The sequence below is a fragment of the Enterobacter cloacae subsp. cloacae ATCC 13047 genome (genome assembly GCF_000025565.1).
GTDB classification, from domain to species: domain Bacteria; phylum Pseudomonadota; class Gammaproteobacteria; order Enterobacterales; family Enterobacteriaceae; genus Enterobacter; species Enterobacter cloacae.
The window spans coordinates 2,394,294-2,416,965 of record NC_014121.1 but is presented as its reverse complement, the minus strand read 5'-3'; the positions used below and the strand labels follow the sequence as shown (position 1 = coordinate 2,416,965).

The following is a 22,672-nucleotide window of genomic DNA, read 5'->3' as shown; positions in this document are numbered from 1 at the left end:
TACTATGTCTCGTAATACTGAAGCAACGAGTGAAGTAAATACCTGGAGCGGCGGACACCTCAACTATAAAGAGGGCTTCTTCACCCAGCTGCAAACTGATGAACTGGCGAAGGGCATCAACGAAGATGTCGTGCGCGCAATTTCAGCCAAACGTAACGAGCCGGAGTGGATGCTCGAATTCCGCCTGAGCGCTTACCGGGCCTGGCTGGAGATGGAAGAGCCGCACTGGCTGAAAGCCCACTACGATAAGCTGAATTATCAGGATTACAGCTACTACTCTGCACCTTCCTGCGGCAGCTGTGACGACACCTGCGCCTCGCAGCCCGGCGCGGTACAGCAAACCGGGGCGGATAATAGCTTCCTGAGTAAAGAGGTGGAAGAGGCGTTTAACCAGCTTGGCGTGCCGGTTCGCGAAGGGAAAGAGGTGGCGGTGGACGCCATTTTTGACTCTGTCTCGGTGGCAACCACCTACCGTGAGAAGCTGGCGGAACAGGGGATCATTTTCTGCTCTTTCGGCGAAGCGATCCACGATCACCCGGAACTGGTGAAAAAGTACATTGGCACCGTGGTACCGTCTAACGACAACTTCTTCGCGGCGCTCAACGCAGCGGTCGCCTCAGACGGCACCTTCATCTACGTGCCGAAAGGGGTACGTTGTCCAATGGAGCTGTCGACCTATTTCCGCATCAACGCGGAAAAGACCGGCCAGTTCGAGCGCACCATTCTGGTGGCGGACGAAGGCAGCTACGTCAGCTACATCGAAGGGTGTTCCGCGCCGGTGCGCGACAGCTACCAGCTCCACGCTGCGGTGGTTGAAGTCATCATCCACAAAGACGCCGAAGTGAAATACTCCACGGTGCAGAACTGGTTCCCGGGCGACGGTAATACCGGCGGTATCCTCAACTTCGTCACCAAGCGTGCGCTGTGCGAAGGCGAAAACAGCAAGATGTCCTGGACCCAGTCTGAAACCGGCTCGGCCATTACCTGGAAGTATCCGAGCTGTATTTTGCGCGGGGATAACTCCATCGGCGAGTTTTATTCCGTTGCGCTGACCAGCGGCCATCAGCAGGCGGATACCGGCACCAAGATGATCCACATTGGTAAAAACACCAAATCGACCATCATCTCAAAAGGTATTTCCGCCGGACACAGCCAGAACAGCTATCGCGGGCTGGTGAAAATTATGCCTACGGCCACCAACGCGCGAAACTTTACCCAGTGTGACTCCATGCTGATTGGCGCAGACTGCGGCGCGCATACCTTCCCGTACGTGGAGTGTCGCAACAACAGCGCCCAGCTTGAGCATGAGGCGACAACGTCGCGTATCGGGGAAGATCAGCTCTTCTACTGCCTGCAGCGCGGGATCAGTGAAGAAGATGCCATCTCGATGATTGTCAACGGCTTCTGTAAGGACGTGTTCTCTGAACTGCCGCTGGAATTTGCCGTTGAAGCCCAGAAACTCCTCGCCATTAGTCTTGAACACAGCGTCGGTTAAGGAAAGCACATGTTAAGTATTAAAGATTTACAGGTTAGCGTGGAAGACAAAGCCATCCTGCGTGGCCTCAATTTTGACGTCAAGCCGGGTGAAGTCCACGCCATTATGGGGCCGAATGGCTCCGGGAAAAGTACGCTTTCAGCGACGCTGGCGGGACGCGAAGATTACGAAGTGACCAACGGCTCGGTGGAGTTTAACGGCAAAGATTTGCTGGAGATGTCGCCGGAAGAGCGCGCGGGGGAGGGCATCTTTATGGCTTTCCAGTATCCGGTCGAAATTCCGGGCGTCAGTAATCAGTTCTTCCTGCAAACGGCGCTCAACGCGGTACGCAAATACCGTGGCCTGGAGGCGCTGGATCGTTTTGATTTTCAGGACCTGATGGAAGAGAAGATCAAGCTGCTGAAAATGCCGGAAGATCTGCTGACCCGCTCGGTGAACGTCGGCTTCTCCGGCGGCGAGAAGAAGCGCAACGACATTCTGCAGATGGCGGTGCTTGAACCTGAACTGTGCATTCTGGATGAGACCGATTCCGGTCTGGATATCGATGCCCTCAAGATTGTCGCCGACGGGGTGAATTCTCTGCGCGACGGCAAACGGTCATTCATTATCGTCACCCACTATCAGCGTATTCTTGACTACATCAAACCGGATTACGTCCACGTGCTTTACCAGGGGCGCATTGTGAAATCCGGTGATTTCACGCTGGTCAAACAACTGGAGGAGCAGGGCTATGGCTGGCTTACCGAACAGCAGTAATGCGCTCCAGCAGTGGCACCGCCTGTTTGAAGCGCAGGGCGGAAGGCGTTCTGAGCAGGCACAACAGCACCTGCAACAGATGCTGCGCCTCGGTTTACCCACGCGTAAACATGAGAACTGGAAGTACACGCCGCTTGAGGGCCTGCTGAACGCTGAATTTGTCTCGCAACGAGCGGATATCACACCGACGCAGCGCGATGCACTGGCGCTGAATGTGGATGCCCTGCGCCTGGTGTTTGTCGACGGCCAGTTCCGTCCTGATCTGAGCGACAGCACCGACGAGAGCGGTTATACGATCGCCATTAATGATGAGCGCCAGAGCCTGACGGCACCCGTGCAGCCGGAGGTCTTTCTGCACCTTACCGAGAGCCTGGCACAGAGTGTGACGCAGATTCACGTGAAGCGAAACCAGCGCCCGGCGAAACCGCTGCTGCTGATGCATATCACCCAGGGCCTGGACGGCGATGAAATCAATACTGCGCACTATCGCCACCATCTGGAGCTGGCGGAGGGGGCGGAGGCCACGATTATTGAACATTACGTCAGCCTCAACGATACCCGCCACTTTACCGGGGCGCGCCTGTCGATGAATGTCGCCGCCAACGCTCAGCTGCACCATATCAAGCTGGCATTCGAGAACCCGCAGAGTCACCACTTTGCGCATAACGATATCCTGCTTGGACAAGATGCAGCGGCATACAGCCACAGCTTCCTGCTGGGGGGCGCGGTACTGCGTCACAATACCAGTACGCAGCTTAACGGCGAGAACACCACCCTGCGCATCAACAGCCTGGCGATGCCGGTCAAATCGGAAGTGTGCGATACGAGGACCTGGCTTGAGCACAACAAAGGCTACTGCAACAGCCGCCAGCTGCACAAAACCATTGTCAGCGACAAAGGCCGTGCGGTGTTTAACGGTCTGATCAATGTGGCGCAACACGCCATTAAGACCGACGGGCAGATGACCAACAACAACCTGCTGCTGGGGCGCCTGGCAGAAGTGGACACCAAGCCGCAGCTGGAGATCTATGCCGACGACGTCAAATGCAGCCACGGCGCCACGGTCGGGCGCATTGACGATGAACAGATGTTTTATCTGCGTTCGCGCGGTATTGACCAGCAGGCGGCGCAGAAAATGATTATCTACGCCTTTGCCGCAGAGCTGACGGAGGCGCTGGACGATGGCCTGTTAAAACAGCAGGTGCTGGCCCGTATTGGTCAGCGTCTGCCTGGAGGCGAAGCATGAGTTTTCCCGTAGAGAAAGTACGGGCCGATTTCCCGGTTCTGACCCGTGAAGTGAATGGACTGCCGCTGGCCTATCTCGACAGCGCTGCCAGCGCGCAAAAACCGAATCAGGTGGTGGATGCAGAAGCCGAATTCTACCGCCACGGTTACGCCGCCGTGCATCGCGGTATTCATACGCTGAGCGCAGAGGCGACCCAGCGTATGGAGAACGTCCGCACCCAGGTGGCCGCTTTTCTGAATGCGCGATCGCCGGAAGAGCTGGTGTTTGTGCGCGGCACGACGGAAGGGATCAACCTTGTCGCCAACAGCTGGGGCAGTGCGCAGGTCCACGCGGGCGATAACATCATCATCACCGAGATGGAACACCACGCCAATATCGTGCCGTGGCAGATGCTCTGTGAGCGTGTGGGTGCTGCGCTACGGGTGATCCCGTTGAATCAGGACGGCACGCTTCACCTTGAGCACCTTGATGCCCTGCTGGACGACCGCACGCGGCTGGTGGCGATAACCCAGGTCTCTAACGTGCTGGGAACCGAAAACCCGGTAGCAGAGATCGTCGAAAAAGCCCACCGGGCGGGCGCGAAGGTCCTGATTGACGGCGCTCAGGCGGTGATGCACCACGCGGTGGATGTGCAGGCGCTGGACTGCGATTTTTACGTCTTCTCCGGGCATAAGCTTTATGGCCCAACCGGGATCGGCGTGTTGTATGTGAAAGACGATATTTTGCAGGCCATGCCGCCGTGGGAAGGGGGCGGCTCGATGATCGCCACCGTCAGCCTGTCGGAAGGGACCACCTACGCGCGCGCGCCGTGGCGTTTTGAGGCTGGTACGCCCAATACCGGCGGGATTATCGGGCTTGGGGCTGCTCTCTCTTATGTCTCCTCCATTGGCCTTGAGGCCATCCAGGAGTATGAGCAGATGCTGATGCACTACGCGCTGCAGGAGCTTGCCAGCGTGCCCGAGTTGACCCTGTATGGCCCGGCCAACCGGCAGGGCGTGATTGCGTTCAATCTGGGAAAACACCATGCCTATGACGTGGGCAGTTTCCTCGATAACTATGGCGTGGCCGTGCGTACCGGGCACCACTGTGCCATGCCGCTGATGGCATTTTATCAGGTCCCGGCAATGTGCCGCGCGTCGCTGGTGATGTACAACACAACGGAAGAGGTCGACAGGCTGGTGGCGGGGCTAAAACGCATTCACCAGTTGCTGGGCTAACGGAGAAGCGAACAATGGCAGAGTTGCCGGACAAAGATAAATTACTGCGTAACTTCGGACGTTGCGCAAACTGGGAAGAAAAGTATCTCTATATTATTGAGCTGGGGCAGCGTTTGCCGCCGCTCAGTGAAGCGGCGCATAACCCGGATAATATTATTCAGGGCTGCCAGAGCCAGGTGTGGATTGTGATGGAGCAAAAGGGCGACGGTACGATTGAATTGCACGGCGACAGCGATGCCGCGATTGTGAAAGGGCTTATCGCCGTGGTCTTTATTCTCTACCACCAGATGTCCGCACAGGATATTGTCGCCTTTGATGTGCGCCCGTGGTTTGAAAAAATGGCCCTGACCCAACACCTCACCCCGTCCCGCTCCCAGGGGCTGGAAGCGATGATTCGCGCCATCCGCGCCAAAGCTGCAATCATTAGCTAGACTTACAGGACAGCATTCATTCTGTTTCGCGAGGTGGTTCCCGCCTCGCTGGTTTTTCAGCTTTCTGGCGTTCTGTCAGTGAATAAGGAATCTCAGCATGAAGCGCGCGTCTCTAATAACACTCTTACTCCTTGGTTCGCTCGGCGCTCTTAATTCGGCCAGTGCGATGGATTATCCGTTACCGCCCGCAGGCAGCCGTCTGATTGGGCAAAATCAAACCTACATAATACAGGAAGGGGATACCAAACTTCAGACCATCGCACGTCGGTTTAATACTGCGGCACAGCTCATCCTTGAAACCAATAATACCATTGCGCCGGTAAACCCTGCGCCGGGAACGGTGATTACCATTCCATCCCAGATGCTGCTTCCGGACACGCCACGCGAAGGTATTGTGGTGAACCTGGCCGAGTTACGGCTCTACTACTATCCGCCGGGGGGAAATATTGTTCAGGTTTTCCCGCTGGGGATTGGACAGCTGGGGCTGGAGACGCCGGTCACGACGACCCGCGTGAGTCAGAAGATCCCTAATCCAACCTGGACCCCGACGCCGGGCATCAGAGCGCGCTCTCTGGAGCAGGGCATTAAATTGCCGCCGGTCGTACCCGCCGGGCCAAATAACCCGCTGGGACGCTTTGCACTGCGTTTAGGCGTGGGCAATGGGGAATATCTCATCCACGGTACCAGTGCGCCGGACAGCGTTGGCCTGCGGGTGAGTTCAGGCTGTATGCGCATGAACGCTCCGGACATTAAAGCTCTGTTCGAACAGGTGCGGGTCGGCACACGGGTGCAGATTATTAATGAGCCGGTGAAGTTCTCCGTCGAGCCGGATGGCAAACGCTATATTGAAGTACATCGTCCGCTGGCGCAGGTGGAGGGAGAAAACCCGCAGATTACACCTATTACCCATTCCGCTGACTTTGCCTCGTTTGTTTCTCAGGCAGGAAGTGACAAAGCGCTTATTGATAAAGCCTTGTCGCGCCGGGCGGGGATCCCGGTCGCCGTATCGGCGGCTAACGGCCCGTCGGCCAGCAACAACGTGCAGTCCGTACAGAACAGCCGTGTCTCTGCTGCGGTAACGGAAGAGGATGGCGAGAAGGTGACGCAGTAGGATGTTTGACGCAGGCAAAAAAAATGGCGCACAATGTGCGCCATTTTATTAACAGGTACTATTACTTACGGTATTTAGTAGCCTGGTTGTCCAGACGCTGGTTAGCGCGAGCTGCGTCGTCTTTAGCAGCCTGAACGTCGGAACGCATTGCGTTCACGTCGTTGCTCAGCTGGTCAACTTTAGCGTTCAGAGTCTGAACGTCAGAAGACAGCTGATCGATTTTAGCGTTGCTGGAGCAACCTGCCAGCAGAGTAGAACCCAGGATTACCGCGCCCAGTACCAGTTTAGTACGATTCATTATTAATACCCTCTAGATTGAGTTAATCTCCATGTAGCGTTACAAGTATTACACAAACTTTTTTGGGTTGAGAATATTTTTTGATGGGAATACGCCTATTTTTGATCGTTCGCTCAAAGAAGCAACGAATTCGGCATTTTTGTCGAAAAAGCTATGTTAAAAAAGGCATTTTTCATCGGATTCGTCTTACATAAATCGCGATTAAATAGAAAAACCCGATTTGCTTTTTGAATAGAGTTGGCTAATACCACGAATAAAAAAAGCGCCCCGAAGGACGCTTTTTATCAAAAACTAATTCGTTTGAACATTATTACAGCACGTGAACAGATGCGGTATTGGTTGTACCACTCGGTACCAGTGCACCCGATACCATTACCACCACGTCGCCTTTCTGTGCCAGGCCGCTTTCCAGCGCCAGTTCTTTACCCTGAATGTAGAAATCGTCGGTAGAGGCGATCTCTTTTACCAGGTGCGCAACAACACCTTTGCTCAGCACCAGCTGACGCGCAGTGGTTTCATTGGTGGTCAGCGCCAGGATGGTAGCATCCGGGAAGTATTTACGTACGGCACGCGCAGATTTACCGCCCTGGGTTGCAACCACGATCAGTGGCGCTTCCAGCTTCTCAGCCGTTTCTACCGCACCGCGGCAAACCGCTTCAGTGATGCGCAGTTTGCGGCTGTCGTTGTTGAAGTCCAGACGGCTGGTCATCACGCGGTCAGTACGCTCGCAGATGGTGGCCATAATGGACACCGCTTCCAGCGGATATTTACCTTTCGCAGATTCGCCAGACAGCATGACGGCATCAGTACCGTCGAGGATGGCGTTCGCCACGTCGCCTGCTTCTGCGCGGGTTGGACGTGGGTTTTTGATCATGGAGTCCAGCATCTGGGTGGCAGTGATAACCACTTTACGTGCGCGGACACATTTCTCGATCATCATCTTCTGCGCGAAGATCACTTCTTCAACCGGGATTTCAACACCCAGGTCGCCACGCGCAACCATGATACCGTCAGACGCTTCGAGGATTTCGTCGAAGTTATTCAGGCCTTCCTGGTTTTCGATTTTGGAGATGATCTGGATCTTCTCGCCGCCGTGCGCTTTCAGGTGCTCACGGATTTCAACCACGTCGGAACGTTTACGGATGAAGGAGGCAGCAACGAAATCAACGCCTTGCTCGCAGCCGAAGATCAGGTCTTGCTTGTCTTTTTCAGCCAGTGCTGGCAGCGCGATGGAAACGCCTGGCAGGTTAACGCCTTTGTTTTCGCCCAGGTCGCCGTTGTTCAGCACTTTACAGATGACTTTGTTGCCTTCGATGGCGGTGACTTCCATTCCGATCAGACCATCGTCTACCAGCACGGTGTTACCCACAGACAGATCGCTGGTGAAGCCTTCATAGGTTACCGCAACGATTTCGCTGTTACCGACCACAGACTTGTCAGTTGTGAAGGTGAAGGTCTGGCCTGCTTTCAGGGAGACGTCGTTACCGCCTTCCAGTTTGATGGTGCGGATTTCAGGACCTTTGGTATCCAGCAGGATGGCGGCTTTTTTACCGGTCTTGCTCATGACGTTGCGCAAGTTCTGGATACGCTGACCATGTTCAGCGTAGTCACCGTGAGAGAAGTTCAGACGCATAACGTTCATGCCGGCGTCCAGCATTTTGGTCAGCATCTCTTCAGATTCGGTTTTCGGGCCGATGGTACAAACAATTTTCGTCTTTTTCATGACAGTCTTAGTCTTTAAGTTGGGAAGGATATGGAAATCTCGCTCCGGGGGCGCACCGCCGCGGAGTCAAACCTGTGTTGCAAAAGAGTATATGACACGCACTAAGGATAGGAGACATCAAATGAGCGTGCAGAAGAAAGTGTGCCTGAGTGACAGCCCAACGAAGGAGAGGAGAAGTTGTACGTTGTTTTTTGTATTCCAAGCGCTGAAACCATTCACCAGGGATTTGGCGCGCATTATACGCTGATTTTAAGATAAAAGGAAAATGGAAACGGTGTTTCAGAAATAATCTGTGCAGTTTCACATAATATTGTTATCAATGCGTTAAGGCATAATGACAACTTATGGCGACAGGCGAGGGGCCTGCCGCCTTTCACTTATTTTTCCAGCGCCTGACTCAGATCGGCAATCAGATCGTCTGCCTCTTCGATCCCAACGGACAGGCGGATCAACTGCGGCACAATGCCGTTAGCCAGACGCTGCTCGCGCGGAATAGAGGCGTGAGTCATGCTGTAGGGCTGACTCACCAGGCTTTCCACACCGCCGAGACTTTCTGCGAGGGTGAACAGCTTCAGCTTGCGGATCACCTCCGTCGCACGTTGCGCATCGCCTTTCACCACGACGGAAATCATCCCGCCCGGCAGCGCCATTTGCCTGCGGGCGAGCTGATAGTGCGGGTGCGAATCCAGCCCCGGATAGAACACCTTTTCGACCTGCGGCTGCTGCGCAAGCCATTGCGCAATCGCCAGCGCGTTGCTGCTGTGCTTTTCCATCCGCAGAGCCAGGGTACGCATTCCGCGCAGCGTCAGAAAACTGCTGAAGGGATCGAGCACGCCGCCGATGGCGTTTTGCAGATAACCCAACCGTTCCGCCAGCGCCGGGTTATCGCCCACCACCGCCAGCCCGGCTACCACGTCGGAATGGCCGTTCAGGTATTTGGTGGCGGAGTGCACCACGATATCAAAACCCAGCTCCAGCGGACGGTGAATGACCGGGGAGGCGAAGGTGTTATCCGCCACGCTTATCACCTTATGGCGGCGGGCAATGGCCCCGATGGCTGCCAGGTCGGCCAGTTTCAGCAGCGGGTTAGTCGGCGTCTCCACCCAGATCATGCGCGTTTGGGGGCCAATGGCGGCTTCCAGCGCGGCCAGATCGTCGGGCTTTACCCAGCTGACCCGCAGCCCGGTGCTGCGCTTACGCACGTTTTCAATCAGACGGTAGGTGCCGCCATACACGTCATCAATGGCGACGATATGGCTGTCTTTATCCAGCAGCTCCAGTACGGTGGAAATGGCGGCCAGACCGGAGGCAAAAGCATAGCCGCGCGTGCCGCCTTCCAGTTCGGCGATGGCGGTTTCCAGCGCATGGCGGGTAGGATTGCCGCTTCGGGAATATTCGTAGCCGGTATGCTCCCCCGGCGAAGGTTGCGCAAACGTCGAGGTGGCGTAAATGGGCGGCATGACCGCGCCGTGTTGATCGTTAACCTGGCCGCTGTGTACGCTGAGCGTGGCGAGATTTTTCATTCTTGTTTCCTTATTGCTGTAGACGGTTGCGCCAGGCGGTGAGGAGGTCGCTGCGGGTGATCAGACCCAGAAAACGGTCATTGTCATTAATCACCGCCACCAGACCGCGGTCGAAGATGGCGTGCAGGGCGCTTTCCGGCGCGTGCTTATCAAGAATCTCCACCTGTTGCGTCATGGCCGCCGTGACGGGGAGGGCAAAGCGAGCCCCGTCGCCGCCAATGTGGCGCAGCAGATCCCACTCATCAATAATGCCTACCACCTTGCCGTTCTCCAGCACCGGCAGCTGCGAGATGTCATACAGACGCATGCGTGCCAGTACGGTGGAAAGCGTGTCGTCCGGGGCGGCGGTGACGGTGGCGCCCTCGTCGTGGCGCAGCGCAATGTAGTCGGAGAGATCGCCTGCCTGCGGGCGGGACATCAGCCCCTGCTGGCGCATCCAGTCATCGTTGAACATCTTTGAGAGGTATTTATTGCCGCTGTCGCAGGCGAAGGTCACCACGCGTTTCGGCGTGGTCTGTGCCTGGCAATACTTCAGCGCGGCTGCCAGCAGGGTTCCGCTGGAGGAGCCAGCCAGAATGCCTTCCGTTTTCAGCAGCTCGCGCGCGGTGGCGAACGCGTCGCGGTCGGTGATGCGCCAGGCGCGATTCACCCCGTCAATGTGGGCCAGTGGAGGAATAAAGTCTTCGCCAATTCCCTCAACCAGCCAGGAGCCCGCGTCGCGGTAGCGTCCGGTTTCCACCTGGTCGGCCAGAACCGATCCTGCCGGGTCTGCGAGGACAAACTCCGTGTGCGGCGAGTGTTCGGCGAACCACGCCTGCAGGCCACCCAGCGTGCCGCCTGATCCCACGCCCACCACGATGGCGTCGATCCTGCCGTTAAGCTGTTCAAACAGCTCCGGCGCGGTGGTGGTACGGTGCGCCAGCGGATTGGCTTCGTTGTTGAACTGGTCGATGTAAAACGCGCCGGGCAGTTCACTCGCCAGACGCCGGGCGTAATCCTGGTAATAGGCGGGATGGCCCTTATTGACGTCCGAACGCGTAAGTACCACCTGGGCACCCAGCGCGCGAAGGTGGAAGATTTTCTCGCGGCTCATTTTGTCCGGTACCACCAGGATCAGCGAATAGCCTTTCTGGGCGGCGATCAGGGCCAGACCCAGGCCGGTATTCCCCGCCGTGGCCTCAATAATCGTGCCGCCCGGCTGCAGCTGGCCGGTGCGCTCCGCTTCATTAATCATCGACAGCGCCACGCGGTCCTTTATAGAGCCACCCGGGTTCTGGTTCTCGAGTTTCAGAAACAGCGAGCAGAGGCCGGTGTCCAGTTTATGCAGCTGGATAACCGGTGTTTGGCCAATCAGTTCAGTGACGGAGTGGTAAATCGTCATGGGTTTTTCCTTTCAGGAGGTCATGACGGGATGATAGGGCGGTGAAAATTTCGCAAGAAAGAACGAATCTCTGCTTTTTAGAACAGAAAAGAATATAAATGGTGTTTTTGGATGTCAGGATAGCAAGACGTAAAGTGCTCCGGATGTGAGGATGGCTATATCAACAGAATATGTTGAAAAAATGCGCGTTTTTGGCGTGGGTCGTCTCTGACATATGCATCGTGCAGATAAACATTGCTGAAATTGGTCTAAACGGGTCCCGCCCGCGACAGGTAGTGTTTATTCCCTCTGGTTATAACACATGCTTTTTTGTTCATTTAAAAGCAAGTAACGGCTGATTACTATCGTTTGGACATCCATACTTCTAAACCGCCAGGGCGGACGGATAACGAATAAGAATGATTGTTCTCAGCAATATTTCGAAGGTCTTTGACAATGGCAAGGTGGCGCTCACGGCCGTTGATAACGTCAATCTGACGATTGAGCAGGGACAGATATACGGCATTATTGGCTACAGCGGCGCGGGGAAAAGTACGCTTATCCGCCTGTTAAATGGCCTGGAAAAACCGAGCAACGGCAGCGTGACCATTAACGGTCAGGACATTTCTGCCGCAAAGGGGGAAGCGCTGCGACAGGCGCGTCTGAAGATCAGCATGGTGTTCCAGCACTTCAACCTGCTGTGGTCGCGAACGGTAGCGGAAAACATTGCCTTTTCGATGCAGATCGCCGGGGTGCCAAAGGCCAGGATTCAGGCCCGCGTGGCCGAGCTGGTGGAACTGGTCGGGCTGAAAGGCCGCGAAAATGCGTATCCGTCGCAGCTGAGCGGCGGGCAAAAGCAGCGCGTGGGCATTGCGCGTGCGCTGGCGAACAACCCGGACGTGCTGCTCTGTGACGAAGCCACCTCTGCGCTCGACCCACAGACCACCGATCAGATCCTCGATCTGCTGCTGGACATAAACCGTCGTTTCAGGCTGACCATCGTCCTCATCACCCACGAGATGCACGTGGTGCGCAAAATCTGTGACCGGGTGGCGGTGATGGAGAACGGTAAAGTGGTGGAAGAGGGCGACGTGCTGAGCGTTTTTACCCATCCGCAGCAGCCGATTACGCAGCAGTTTGTCCGCCAGGTGAGCCAGTACGCCGAGGAAGAGACCTTTAATACCGAGCTGGCAAACGATCTGGAAGGGACGGTCATCCGTCTGACCTTCACCGGGCACAGCACACATAAACCGATTGTGGGTGAATTGACGCTGCGCTACGGCCTGCCGTTTAACATTCTGCACGGAAAAATGACCCAGACGGCGCACGGCGTGTTTGGCCAGCTGTGGGTACACGTGGTGGCATCCGATGAACAACTGAACAATATCCTCGCCGACCTGAAGCACAGCGATATTGAAGGCGAGGTGATTAAACATGGCTGAGAATCTCTTTCCGCATCTGAAGTGGGATCAGCTCTGGGCGGCAACGCTTGAGACGCTGTACATGACCGCGCTCTCCGGTGTGGCGACCTTTGTGCTGGGGATCGTGCTGGGTCTGGCGCTGTTTTTAACCGCCCGCGGCGGATTGTTCCACAACCGCACGGTCTATAGCGTCATTTCAATTGTGGTGAACGTGTTCCGCTCTATCCCGTTCATCATTCTGATTGTTTTGCTGATCCCGTTCACCAAGACCGTTGTTGGCACCATCCTGGGAGCTAACGCGGCACTGCCTGCCCTGATTGTGGGCGCCGCACCGTTCTACGCCCGTCTGGTGGAGATCGCCCTGCGTGAAGTGGACAAAGGGGTCATAGAAGCAACGCGCTCAATGGGGGCACGACTGAGCACCTTAGTGTTTCGGGTTTTACTGCCGGAATCATCACCCGCACTGGTTTCAGGTATTACGGTGACGCTGATTGCGCTGGTGAGCTACAGCGCAATGGCCGGGGTGATTGGCGCCGGTGGGTTGGGAAATCTGGCTTATCTGGAAGGATTCCAGCGCAACCATGGTGACGTCACGCTGGTGGCAACGGTGACCATTTTGATCATCGTTTTTGTTATCCAGTTCTGCGGCGACATCATTACCTCACTGTTAGATAAACGCTAATAAATACACACAGGAACCATCATCATGAAAAAGACACTGACACTGATCGCCGCAGCAACCCTAAGCGCCCTGAGCTTTGCCTCCTGGGCTGACACCCTCACCGTGGGCGCGTCCAATACGCCACATGCTGAAATTCTTGAACAGGCGAAGCCGATTCTGGCGAAGCAGGGTATCGACCTGGAGATCAAACCGTTCCAGGACTACATTCTGCCCAACACTGCCCTGGCGGGTCATGACATTGACGCGAACTACTTCCAGCACATCCCTTACCTGAACAGCGTGCTGAAAGATCACGAAGGCGATAAGGATTATGATTTTGTCAGCGCAGGCGCGATCCACATCGAGCCCATCGGCATCTACTCCAAAAAATACAAGTCGCTGAAAGACCTGCCGGAAGGCGGCAAAATCATCATGCGTGATGCCGTTTCTGAAGAGGGGCGTATTCTCTCTATCTTCGAAAAAGAAGGGGTGATCAAGCTGAAGCCTGGCATCGACAAAGTGACCGCGCGCATCAGCGACATCGTGGAGAACCCGAAAAAGCTGCAGTTCACCCCTAACGTGGAAGCGTCTCTGCTGCCGCAGATGTATAACAACGATGAAGGCGCGGCGGTTGTGATCAACGCCAACTACGCGATTGACGCCGGTCTGGATCCGGTTCACGACCCGATTGCAGTTGAGAGCGGTGAAAACAACCCGTATGCCAATATCATTACCGTGCATCGCGGTGACGAGAAGAAGAAAGATATCGTTGCGCTGGTGAATGTGCTGCACTCTAAAGAGATTCAGGACTGGATCCGCACCAAGTACAAAGGTGCGGTGATCCCGGTAAATAACTAATTAATTGATTTAGCTTAGGAAGCCCGGTGAGTTTCTCGCCGGGCTTCTTTTTTGTATCCGGGCGAGGGATCATTTAAGCTGACGGTTTAGGGCAACGGAGTGGATCGCTATGGGCAATGTGACCAAAGACGAAGAGCTGTACCAGGAGATGTGTCGGGTGGTAGGGAAGGTCGTTCTGGAGATGCGTGACTTAGGGCAGGAGCCCAAGCATATCGTGATTGCCGGGGTACTGCGTACGGCGCTGGCGAACCAGCGCGTAAAACGGAGCGAGTTAACCACCCAGGCGATGGAGACAGTGGTGAAGGCGCTGGCCGGGTAAGGCACCAGCGTTTCGCGAGTTACTCAAATCCTGTATATCAACTGTCGTTATTGTTATTTCCCCTTCCTGATGGAGGCGTGTTTTACTGAAGTCAGGTAAAGCGAGAGGGGTAAAGACGATGAAAAAGTGGATAAGCACGTTACGGCGGTTTTTTGCGACCCGTCCCGCGAATGCGGAGAACAGCGCGCAACGTGTTCTTGAGTCGATACTGCCTGTCGCCAGTCTGTATGGCGTGGACGTGGCCAACATTGACCCGGAGTGGTTCCATGATAAAACGTCACGCTGAACTGCGCCGCACGCGCGAAATGTACTGGAATGAGCTGTGCATCGATGCTGTAAAGCGTGGATGAGCGGAAAAATACGCTGGGAAATCCTCGGTTAACGCAGGCCGTTTTGTTACCAATATCTCCTTTCACAGATGGAGATGAAGATGAAACGGACTGTATTCACGCCCGCCCTTTTAACCACAGCGTTACTGATTGCCATGCAGGCGGCCCATGCCGGGCCACAGGCGCATGTGGTCTGCAGTTACTCCCACACCCTCGGCGATGACGCCATCATGATGTTTGGTATGCCCAACCAGGCCATGTGGCACGATTTCTTTGGCAATACCCATACCGATGCCTTTTCAACCCGGGAAACCTTGCGCCAGCATGAAGAGACGACCTGTGATAACAAGGCTGACGGCTCTGCCTACTGGGCGCCTTCTCAGAGATTACCCGACGGAACGGTGGTCAAACCGGCCTATCAAAAAACCTATTATCAGGCCTCGAAGGTTGATGCCTATCCCTTGCACCCGTTCCCGGCCGGGCTGTCGCTGCTCGCCGGGGATCATCACGGCAGCACGCCCAACCCCCATATCAGCTTTTTATGCGCGAACGGGAATGGCTATAGCAACAAAATCGGGGAGGTGTGCGGGCTGCGTAAAGCTAACGATGCCGTCCAGTTTAATATTGGCATTCAATTTCCGAACTGCTGGGACGGTGTGAATCTGAAGCCCGACCACGGTCTGGCCAATGCGGCGTATGACGTTAACGGCCAGTGCCCGAGCGCGTTCCCGGTAAAAATTCCAACGGTTAATATGAATGTGGCTTACGTGCTGCATGGTATTACCCGCCTGGACACCCGTCAGGCGCAACTGTCGCTCGATCCGGTGATGCAGGGGGCTGAACGTGAAGAACGCTGGGGTAGCCTCTATACGGCGCATGCCGATTTCATGAACGGCTGGACGGACGATGCCGCCCGCTTTATGACCGAACGCTGCATGAACCGCGGTATGGATTGTGGTTCAACCGTGCCCTATGGTTATTCTATGGCGAAGGCCAATGTCTGGCTCAGCAGTCTTGAACCGAACATCACTCAGCCTTCACCGCAGGTGTTACTGGTAGAGGATAACTGGCAGAACGGTGGACGCACAAAAAATAGCGAGACGCTAAGCCTGGTAAAATTCCATATCCCGCCGCTGCCCGCCGGGCAGGATCCGTCCTTGTTTAAATATCGCATCCGTATTTTCGGTGGGAAGGTAGAAAACAATGGAGCCGATCAGATTTTCTTTTATCCGGCCAGTAATGACTGGGATCCTGCGACCGTGAAGTGGTCGTCGCGTCCGGCCTGTAATTACCGTTCCGATGCCGTGCTTTATCTGAACCATGTTCGTGAATACCGGATGGTCGACGTGGATAAAGCCGTGCGTAAGGCGCTGGCGGAAGGGAAAACCGAGATCTCGTGGTATATCGGTGGCGATCGCCAGGGGAATCATTATCAGTTTGAACCAGCCTCATCACCAGACGGGTTAATGCTCATGCTGACTGGCTTTAAACATACGCCGGAGGTCTGACCCCACGTTTTTTTGTTCTTAACAGGGTTAGCTGGTAAGGTCTCGGCATTCGCCACTGCCCCTGTTAACGCAATGACCACCAACAGCATGATGAAACGCGCTATCGTTTTTTGGGCGATAGCGTGCACGCTCAGCGGCGTACTGCTCTACGCCGAACAAATTCGCCGTCAGTTCTGGGAGCGAGACCGTGAGTTCTCGGCGTTATTCTCCGAATTAAGCGCGGTCCTGACGCAAAATGAATCGGTCTTACCGCTTCTGAATGGCGATGAAGACATTGCCGCCTTGCGCAAAAAATTCCCCCATCTGCTCGCCCTGGAAAAAACGACGGGACGCCCACTGGATGCGGCGCGGGTGGAGCCTGCCCACGAGATGCAGTACTGGCTTTATAACCCCTGGCGTCAGATCCGCGTGCGGGTAGATCTCGGCCCGATTCTGAATGCACATCATCCGTTTACCCATCTGGGGATCCGCTTCATACCGACCGGAGAAGAACGGCCCTCTGACGCATTCTGGCACTGGCAACGCACCTTCCCGCAACATACGCAACCTTTTACGCTTGAAGCGGATTCCCGGCCGGACTGGTTTGGCGTCCGCTGGTCTGTTTACTCTTTACTGTTTATCGGCTGGGGGATAGTGATTGCGCTGGCAAACGTGGTGCTCTGGCAGCGTAAAGCACGTAAAGACGCCGAGCAAAGGGCGCGCTATTACCAGCACGCCAGGCTCAATACCCTGGGGGAGATCACCGCCGGTATTGTGCATGAGATAAACCAGCCGCTGACCGCCGTCCAGACGTGGATCCAGGGCGCACAGCGTCAGTTACAGCAGGAAAACGGCCAGGCCGTGTCGCAGGCGCTGTCGGCTGCGCTGACGCAAACGCAGCGTATTAGCGCATTATTAACCCGTTTTCGCGAGCACGTTGTGAAGGAGAAAGTCACCCTGCGGGAAACCGATCTGGCAGCATGCTGGCTGCAGGTGGTGAACTTACTTGAGCATGAGCGCAGGGCTGAACATATCTCGGTCAGTCATGCGTTTGCCCCCGGGGCCACCACCGTGCTGGCCGACCCGCTCTGGCTGGAGCAGGTGCTGCATAATCTGCTCAGCAATGCGATTCAGGCCCAACAGGCGAGTCCTGCTGGCTGGGTAAAGATTGAAAGCCACAAAACCGAGAGCGGCATTCAGATTACCGTGACGGACGGCGGGCCAGGCTTTAGCCTGGAGGCGTTACAAAATGCCTTTATGCCGTTTTACAGCGGCCGGGAAGAGGGCATTGGACTGGGAATGACCTTAACGGAATCATTAATGACGCGTATGAATGGATCGATTACGCTGGGCAATGCGCCGCAGGGCGGGGCACAGATCCGGCTACAACTGGCAAACGGAAAGGAGGCTACAGTTGGATAACACAATCTGGCTGATTGATGATGATGAATCCATCAGAGAGTCGATGGCGTTTTTGCTTTCGGGCATGGGGTGGCCGGTCAGGACGTTTGAAAGCGTTGATGCCTTTACCGCGGCCCATGCACGGGACACAGAGCTGGTAGGCTGCATGCTGCTGGATATGCGGATGCCGGGCAAAGGCGGGCTCACCTGGCTTGAGGAGGGGAAATGGCCCTGGCCCCTGCTGCCGGTGATCATCATGACCGGGCACGGGACCGTAGATGCCTGTCGTCGGGCATTTCGTAACGGCGTGTTTGAGTTTTTCACCAAGCCACTGGATGCCGATAAGCTTATCGAAACGGTAGGGTTAGCCTTTGAGGAGAGTCAGCGCCGGTTTGCCGGCTGGCAGGAAACCTCCCGGGTGAAAGCGCGCTTCGCACAATTAACCGCGCGGGAGCATGAGGTGCTGGGGGAGTTGATGAAAGGGCTCAGCAACAAAGAGGTGGCCGCCCGGCTGAATCTCTCGCCACGGACGGTGGAAGCGCACCGCGCGGCGGCGTTTACCAAGCTTGGCGTCGGCAGTCTGGTTCAGGCAATACGCGAATACGATAAATTGCAATCCGTATAACTACCAGGTTGAGTTCGTATTCAACCGAATTATGTTTCATCGCCCGGCAGGGTACGCTCTGCCACGTATCCCAACACGCGAGGAAGTGCGATGAAAAAATTAATAATGGTTGCGGCACTGGCCGCAGGTAGCGTAAGTCTGACGGCACAGGCCGATACGTTAAACCAAAAGAGTCTCTCGCTGGCGCAGGCGAATGCGCTGGCCACGTCCGCCATTCAGGCGTGTACGGCAAAGAATTATCAGGTGACGGTCACCGTGGTTGACCGTGCGGGCGTGGTGAAAGCCGTGCAGCGTACGGACAATGCCGGTCCTCATACGGTTAAAGCCAGCGAAATGAAAGCCTGGACGGCGCTCAGCGCAAAGAATGCCTCAGGCAAAGTGATGGAAGCGGCGCAGAGCAACGCTGGCGCGCAAAACATGCGTGATATTCCGGGCTTCCTGCTGCAGGCGGGCGGCCTGCCGGTGAAAGAGGGCGATGAGGTGATCGGGGCGATTGGCATCGGCGGTGCGCCGGGTGGTCATCTTGATGAAGCCTGCGCACAGGCGGCCATTGACGGGCTGAAAAAGTAACATAAAAAAAAGCACCGGGTTAACCGGTGCTTTTTCATCAGATCTTGCAGGCATCGCCGCAGTCGTCATCTGCAACAATCGCCTGGGCTTTTTTATCTGCGTCGTCCAGACGTTCCGCATTACGCTCTTCTGCTTCATCCAGTCCGTTAAAGACCAGGTTTTCGAGATCAATTTCCATGTGGCACCTGCTTTGTTCAGTTTTTGATACTGGCATAGTATAGGGCAAAAAAGGCCAGCAATGTACCTCGCAGCACATATGGACAATCCCTGCCATACTCTCTGCTTTATGGCTGAGGAATGCATATGATGACACTCTGCAAAACCTGCGGTACTGCGTATGACACCACGCCGGAAACATGCCCGATTTGCGAGGATGAACGCCAGTATGTTCCGCACAGCGGCCAGGCGTGGATTGACTTTGCTACCGTGACTTCCACCCACAGCAACAAATGGCAGCAGCTGGAGCCACAGCTGTTGAGTATCAAAACGGTGCCTGCCTTTGCGATTAACCAGCGCGCGCTGCTTTTGCGTACCCCGCACGGCAATATTCTCTGGGACTGTATTGCCAACCTCGACCCGGCAACCAAAACGCTCATTACCGCGCTCGGCGGCATCAGCGCGATTGCGATCTCGCACCCACACTATTACACCACCATGCAGACATGGGCTGCGGCATTTAATGCGCCGGTGTACCTGCACGCCAGCGACAGAGAGTGGGTCATGCGCGGCAGTCCCGCCATTCAGTTCTGGGAAGGGGATGCGCTGGAACTATTCCCGTCGGTCACCTTACTGCGTCTGGGGGGACATTTTGCAGGCGGTACGGTGCTGCACTGGCAGGAGGGCGAAGGCGTATTGCTGGCGGGGGATATTCTTCAGGTCACGCCCGGAAAAGACGCCGTTTCGTTTATGTGGAGCTACCCGAATATGCTGCCGCTGCCTGCCCGCACTGTTGAGCGGATTACCGGTCTTCTGGAAGGCAAAAAATTTGCCCGCCTGTACGGTGCCTTTGAGGGACAAAACATCCCGGCAAACGCGGACGAGATTGTGCAGCGGTCGGGCCAGAAATATATTGCTTGTCTCAGGTAAAGCACGATGGGTAAACTTCACGAGTGTGATCCCGATCATACCTAAACTACAACAGATAAAAGAGAAATTGCTATGCAACATATCATTGAAGGTTTCCTCAACTTTCAAAAAGAGATTTTCCCGCAACGTAAAGAGCTCTTCCGCAGTTTAGCGTCCAGCCAGAATCCCAAAGCGCTGTTCATCTCATGCTCCGACAGCCGTCTGGTACCAGAACTGGTCACTCAGCAAGAGCCAGGACAGCTCTTTGTCATTCGAAATGCTGGCAACATTGTGCCGCCGTTCGGGCCAGAGCCGGGCGGTGTCTCCGCAACCATCGAATATGCCGTTGTGGCGCTTGGCGTGACGGATATTGTGATTTGCGGTCACTCCAACTGCGGGGCGATGAAGGCGATTGCGGATAACGCGAACCTCGAACCGATGCCTGCCGTCTCCCACTGGCTGCGTTATTCTGATGCCGCTAAAGCGGTGGTGGAGAAGAAAAGCTGGGATCAGCCGATCGACAAAGTGAATGCAATGGTGCAGGAGAATGTCTTTGCGCAGCTGAGCAACATCAAGACCCATCCATCCGTTGCTGTGGGTCTGCGCAATAACGCCCTTCGCCTGCACGGCTGGGTGTATGACATTGAGAGCGGTGAAATTCGTGCGCTGGATAAAGCGACGAAAACCTTCGTTTCTCTGTCTGAGAACCCGGAAGTGTTCTTCGAATAATGACGATCAGGGCATGGAAGCCCTGTCAGCTATCGAAATACGGCAATCTCCTGCGTAACCCAGAAGCGGGTTTTTCCGCCGCTTTCGCCATCGACCCGGCAATCTCCGCGCACTCGGCCAGTCCCTGAACGAAGGGATGATCGTGCATCAGCCACGGTATCGCGCCAAACGCGATTCTCCCGCGCACCGTTTCTGGTGCTTTAAGCGTGTAATCCTCGCCAATATCAGGGATCTCGTCGCCTGTCGCCTGCAGCTGTTTGCGCAGTGTCGGGAAAGGCAGATCCTCTGTTTTCAGCGGTTTTTGCCCGCGGGCATCAATAAACACGTCAAAGAGATAGGTGTTGTCTTCAGTCGCGATCGCCGTCTGGGCACGACCGACATCCAGCGTGTAATCATCACCTAATGCGACAACGCTGATGATCCCGGCCTCGCGCAGCGCAAGCAGCCGACGGATAGACTGCGGTGGAATGGCGGCGTAGTTGTCGATAAACACCCGCGCCAGTCCCTGTTTGAAACGTTCCCGGTCCTGCTCATTAAGATGCGGCACGATCTCCTGAACCACCTCGTGCAACCGAAGCACGGTGTAGCGCCAGGGCACCGTTCGCCGCTCACGTTTGTTGCGTTCGACCTCATTCAGATTGGCTTCTGCCCAGCTAAACGGGCCATGCTGTTTGCGGTCCTCAAACCAGGCATCGCGAAGGGTGTCCGCATCCAGGGCGCGCAGCCCGATTTTCTCACACCATGCCGGGTCGGCGAGTTCCAGCTCTTTTACCATCAGGGCAAAAATACGATCCAGCAGGCCGTCAGACCCTTTGGCGATTTCATTCTCAACGACAAATTCAGTTAATACCGACAGCGGCTCGTAAGGAATAGGGCAGTAAAAATCGGCCTCAGGCAGAATGCCTGTCCGGGACATGAGAACTATTTTTAACGCCTCGCTGCCCTTATCCAGAACGAATTTGTCATCAACAAAGGCGCCATGCTGCATAACAACCGCCATGGCGGCGTCCAGTCCGCTTAATGAGGTCCCCATAATCCCCACCCGACAGGCTGGGATATCGGCGTCCATCAACCCGGACCAGGGGCTTGGGAAGAAGGTGCGCGTGGCCTCATCCTCATCAGGCCAGACGTGGCCGGTGGCGATGACGGCAAGATTGAAGCGTTCAGGTAAGCGGCTGTTATTTACCGAAAGCGTAACGCCGTCTTTGTCGGTGGCGATATCCGTCACCTCGGCGGATTCATGGATATCGACATGAAATCCCAGCCTGCGGGCCTCTTTGACCACCCTCAGAAAACTGTCACGAAAATATTCCCCCAGCAGGATTCGGGGCAGAAACTGCCGATCGTGCAGGGAAGCTTTATCGACGTGATAGCGGGCGAGATGGGCTGCACTCTGCTCTTTTAACCAGTCGAGGTAGGTCATAAAAACGGGCGGGATTTCAACGCTGGCAATATTCGCCAGCATCAGACGCGAGTTTTCATCAATTCGATAGGGCATGCCCACGCCCGCTTCCTCGGCTTTTTCGAAAATGGAAACGGCCAGTGGCGTTTTATGCTTCAGGAGCGCGTAAAAGGTGTAAATCCCTGTGGGGCCGGAGCCGATAATGGCGATTTTTTTCATCGACACTGTTCCTGCTTTTTTTGTCATATGAAAAGCGTAGCAGGAGAAAGCGTAAAAAATCAGGCGATTGGGATTATTCAGACTACAAGAAGAGGATTTGCACCATTTCAGGACTGAAATGGTGCGTCCGAGTGGACTCGAACCACCGACCCCCACCATGTCAAGGTGGTGCTCTAACCAACTGAGCTACGGACGCAGAATGGTGCGTTCAATTGGACTCGAACCAACGACCCCCACCATGTCAAGGTGGTGCTCTAACCAACTGAGCTATGAACGCAACGTGTTGTCGGTGACAACGGGGACGAATATTAGCGGCACAGCACCGCAGTGGCAAGAGGCAAAATGCATTTTTCTCTCTGATTTCACGCGATTGCTTCATTACCGCGCAAAGTGAAGAGAAAGTAGCCGCCAGCAGGCGGCTACTGT

The 22,672-nt window shown here is 55.4% G+C and carries 24 protein-coding genes and 2 tRNA genes; 17 read left to right on the top strand and 9 right to left on the bottom strand.

Annotation, left to right across the window (positions count from 1 at the left end; translation table 11 throughout):
• Positions 1 to 4 precede the first annotated feature (4 nt).
• From sufB to ldtE, 6 genes are all read left to right on the top strand, one after another.
• On the top strand, positions 5 to 1,495 hold the full coding sequence (sufB, locus tag ECL_RS11605; RefSeq protein WP_013096956.1) for a Fe-S cluster assembly protein SufB: 1,491 nt from the start codon (positions 5 to 7) through the stop codon (positions 1,493 to 1,495).
• Between the two features lie 9 nt (positions 1,496 to 1,504).
• On the top strand, positions 1,505 to 2,251 hold the full coding sequence (gene sufC / locus ECL_RS11600) for a Fe-S cluster assembly ATPase SufC (protein ID WP_013096955.1): 747 nt from the start codon (positions 1,505 to 1,507) through the stop codon (positions 2,249 to 2,251).
• Positions 2,226 to 3,497, top strand: coding sequence for a Fe-S cluster assembly protein SufD (sufD, locus tag ECL_RS11595; protein ID WP_013096954.1), 1,272 nt, complete (start codon positions 2,226 to 2,228; stop codon positions 3,495 to 3,497). The genes sufC and sufD overlap by 26 nt, the downstream gene beginning before the upstream one ends.
• Positions 3,494 to 4,714: a cysteine desulfurase SufS gene (sufS, locus tag ECL_RS11590; RefSeq protein ID WP_013096953.1), complete on the top strand. Its 1,221-nt coding sequence runs from the start codon at positions 3,494 to 3,496 to the stop codon at positions 4,712 to 4,714. The genes sufD and sufS overlap by 4 nt, the downstream gene beginning before the upstream one ends.
• A 14-nt stretch (positions 4,715 to 4,728) precedes the next feature.
• Positions 4,729 to 5,145 (top strand): cysteine desulfuration protein SufE, encoded by a 417-nt coding sequence (gene sufE, locus ECL_RS11585; RefSeq protein ID WP_013096952.1) that lies wholly within the window; start codon positions 4,729 to 4,731, stop codon positions 5,143 to 5,145.
• A gap of 97 nt (positions 5,146 to 5,242) precedes the next feature.
• Entirely contained in the window at positions 5,243 to 6,256 is a 1,014-nt protein-coding gene (gene ldtE / locus ECL_RS11580) for a L,D-transpeptidase LdtE (RefSeq protein WP_013096951.1), read from the top strand.
• A gap of 61 nt (positions 6,257 to 6,317) precedes the next feature.
• Here ldtE and lpp read toward each other — a convergent pair whose 3' ends face one another.
• The 5 genes from lpp to ECL_RS11560 all read right to left on the bottom strand — a co-directional run bounded on the left by lpp (position 6,318) and on the right by ECL_RS11560 (position 11,181).
• On the bottom strand, positions 6,318 to 6,554 hold the full coding sequence (gene lpp / locus ECL_RS11575) for a murein lipoprotein Lpp (RefSeq protein ID WP_001082307.1): 237 nt from the start codon (positions 6,552 to 6,554) through the stop codon (positions 6,318 to 6,320).
• A 310-nt stretch (positions 6,555 to 6,864) separates the two neighbouring features.
• Entirely contained in the window at positions 6,865 to 8,277 is a 1,413-nt protein-coding gene (gene pykF / locus ECL_RS11570; protein WP_013096950.1) for a pyruvate kinase PykF, read from the bottom strand.
• A gap of 7 nt (positions 8,278 to 8,284) precedes the next feature.
• Entirely contained in the window at positions 8,285 to 8,581 is a 297-nt protein-coding gene (ynhH, locus tag ECL_RS27995; RefSeq protein WP_418250441.1) for a protein YnhH, read from the bottom strand.
• A gap of 73 nt (positions 8,582 to 8,654) precedes the next feature.
• The gene (locus ECL_RS11565; protein ID WP_013096949.1) at positions 8,655 to 9,800 is read right to left on the bottom strand and encodes a trans-sulfuration enzyme family protein; all 1,146 of its coding nucleotides are present in this window, start codon (positions 9,798 to 9,800) and stop codon (positions 8,655 to 8,657) included.
• 10 nt (positions 9,801 to 9,810) lie between these two features.
• Positions 9,811 to 11,181 carry a pyridoxal-phosphate dependent enzyme gene (locus ECL_RS11560; RefSeq protein WP_013096948.1) on the bottom strand — a complete coding sequence of 457 codons (1,371 nt, stop codon included), beginning with the start codon at positions 11,179 to 11,181 and terminating at the stop codon, positions 9,811 to 9,813.
• 398 nt (positions 11,182 to 11,579) lie between these two features.
• Between ECL_RS11560 and ECL_RS11555 the strand changes: the two genes are divergently transcribed.
• The 9 genes from ECL_RS11555 to ECL_RS11520 all read left to right on the top strand — a co-directional run bounded on the left by ECL_RS11555 (position 11,580) and on the right by ECL_RS11520 (position 18,831).
• On the top strand, positions 11,580 to 12,602 hold the full coding sequence (locus ECL_RS11555) for a methionine ABC transporter ATP-binding protein (RefSeq protein WP_013096947.1): 1,023 nt from the start codon (positions 11,580 to 11,582) through the stop codon (positions 12,600 to 12,602).
• A complete protein-coding gene (locus tag ECL_RS11550) occupies positions 12,595 to 13,263 on the top strand; it encodes a methionine ABC transporter permease (RefSeq protein WP_013096946.1) in 669 nt (222 codons plus the stop codon). Before ECL_RS11555 ends, ECL_RS11550 begins: the two co-directional genes overlap by 8 nt.
• A 24-nt stretch (positions 13,264 to 13,287) precedes the next feature.
• Positions 13,288 to 14,100 carry a MetQ/NlpA family ABC transporter substrate-binding protein gene (locus tag ECL_RS11545; RefSeq protein WP_013096945.1) on the top strand — a complete coding sequence of 271 codons (813 nt, stop codon included), beginning with the start codon at positions 13,288 to 13,290 and terminating at the stop codon, positions 14,098 to 14,100.
• A 109-nt stretch (positions 14,101 to 14,209) separates the two neighbouring features.
• Positions 14,210 to 14,419, top strand: coding sequence for a fumarate hydratase FumD (gene fumD / locus ECL_RS11540; protein ID WP_013096944.1), 210 nt, complete (start codon positions 14,210 to 14,212; stop codon positions 14,417 to 14,419).
• A gap of 118 nt (positions 14,420 to 14,537) precedes the next feature.
• Positions 14,538 to 14,705 carry a hypothetical protein gene (locus ECL_RS27490; RefSeq protein ID WP_013096943.1) on the top strand — a complete coding sequence of 56 codons (168 nt, stop codon included), beginning with the start codon at positions 14,538 to 14,540 and terminating at the stop codon, positions 14,703 to 14,705.
• 144 nt (positions 14,706 to 14,849) lie between these two features.
• Positions 14,850 to 16,256, top strand: a complete 1,407-nt coding sequence (locus tag ECL_RS11535) for a DUF1996 domain-containing protein (RefSeq protein WP_013096942.1) — start codon at positions 14,850 to 14,852, stop codon at positions 16,254 to 16,256.
• Between the two features lie 72 nt (positions 16,257 to 16,328).
• Positions 16,329 to 17,657, top strand: coding sequence for a sensor histidine kinase (locus ECL_RS11530; RefSeq protein WP_013096941.1), 1,329 nt, complete (start codon positions 16,329 to 16,331; stop codon positions 17,655 to 17,657).
• Positions 17,650 to 18,261, top strand: a complete 612-nt coding sequence (locus ECL_RS11525; RefSeq protein ID WP_013096940.1) for a response regulator transcription factor — start codon at positions 17,650 to 17,652, stop codon at positions 18,259 to 18,261. Before ECL_RS11530 ends, ECL_RS11525 begins: the two co-directional genes overlap by 8 nt.
• A 90-nt stretch (positions 18,262 to 18,351) precedes the next feature.
• Positions 18,352 to 18,831, top strand: a complete 480-nt coding sequence (locus tag ECL_RS11520) for a GlcG/HbpS family heme-binding protein (RefSeq protein WP_013096939.1) — start codon at positions 18,352 to 18,354, stop codon at positions 18,829 to 18,831.
• 37 nt (positions 18,832 to 18,868) lie between these two features.
• Here ECL_RS11520 and ECL_RS11515 read toward each other — a convergent pair whose 3' ends face one another.
• On the bottom strand, positions 18,869 to 19,009 hold the full coding sequence (locus tag ECL_RS11515) for a hypothetical protein (protein WP_013096938.1): 141 nt from the start codon (positions 19,007 to 19,009) through the stop codon (positions 18,869 to 18,871).
• Positions 19,010 to 19,134: 125 nt separating this feature from the next.
• On the opposite strand from ECL_RS11515, the gene ECL_RS11510 reads away from it, so the two are divergent.
• Together ECL_RS11510 and ECL_RS11505 are read left to right on the top strand one after the other, a co-directional pair.
• On the top strand, positions 19,135 to 19,917 hold the full coding sequence (locus ECL_RS11510) for an MBL fold metallo-hydrolase (RefSeq protein ID WP_013096937.1): 783 nt from the start codon (positions 19,135 to 19,137) through the stop codon (positions 19,915 to 19,917).
• 72 nt (positions 19,918 to 19,989) lie between these two features.
• Positions 19,990 to 20,625: a carbonic anhydrase gene (locus ECL_RS11505; protein WP_013096936.1), complete on the top strand. Its 636-nt coding sequence runs from the start codon at positions 19,990 to 19,992 to the stop codon at positions 20,623 to 20,625.
• A 25-nt stretch (positions 20,626 to 20,650) separates the two neighbouring features.
• Here ECL_RS11505 and ECL_RS11500 read toward each other — a convergent pair whose 3' ends face one another.
• The 3 genes from ECL_RS11500 to ECL_RS11490 form a co-directional block, all read right to left on the bottom strand.
• Entirely contained in the window at positions 20,651 to 22,246 is a 1,596-nt protein-coding gene (locus tag ECL_RS11500) for an FAD-NAD(P)-binding protein (RefSeq protein ID WP_013096935.1), read from the bottom strand.
• A 119-nt stretch (positions 22,247 to 22,365) separates the two neighbouring features.
• A tRNA-Val gene (locus ECL_RS11495) sits at positions 22,366 to 22,442 on the bottom strand.
• A gap of 4 nt (positions 22,443 to 22,446) precedes the next feature.
• Positions 22,447 to 22,523, bottom strand: a tRNA-Val gene (locus ECL_RS11490).
• Between the last annotated feature and the right edge of the window lie 149 nt (positions 22,524 to 22,672).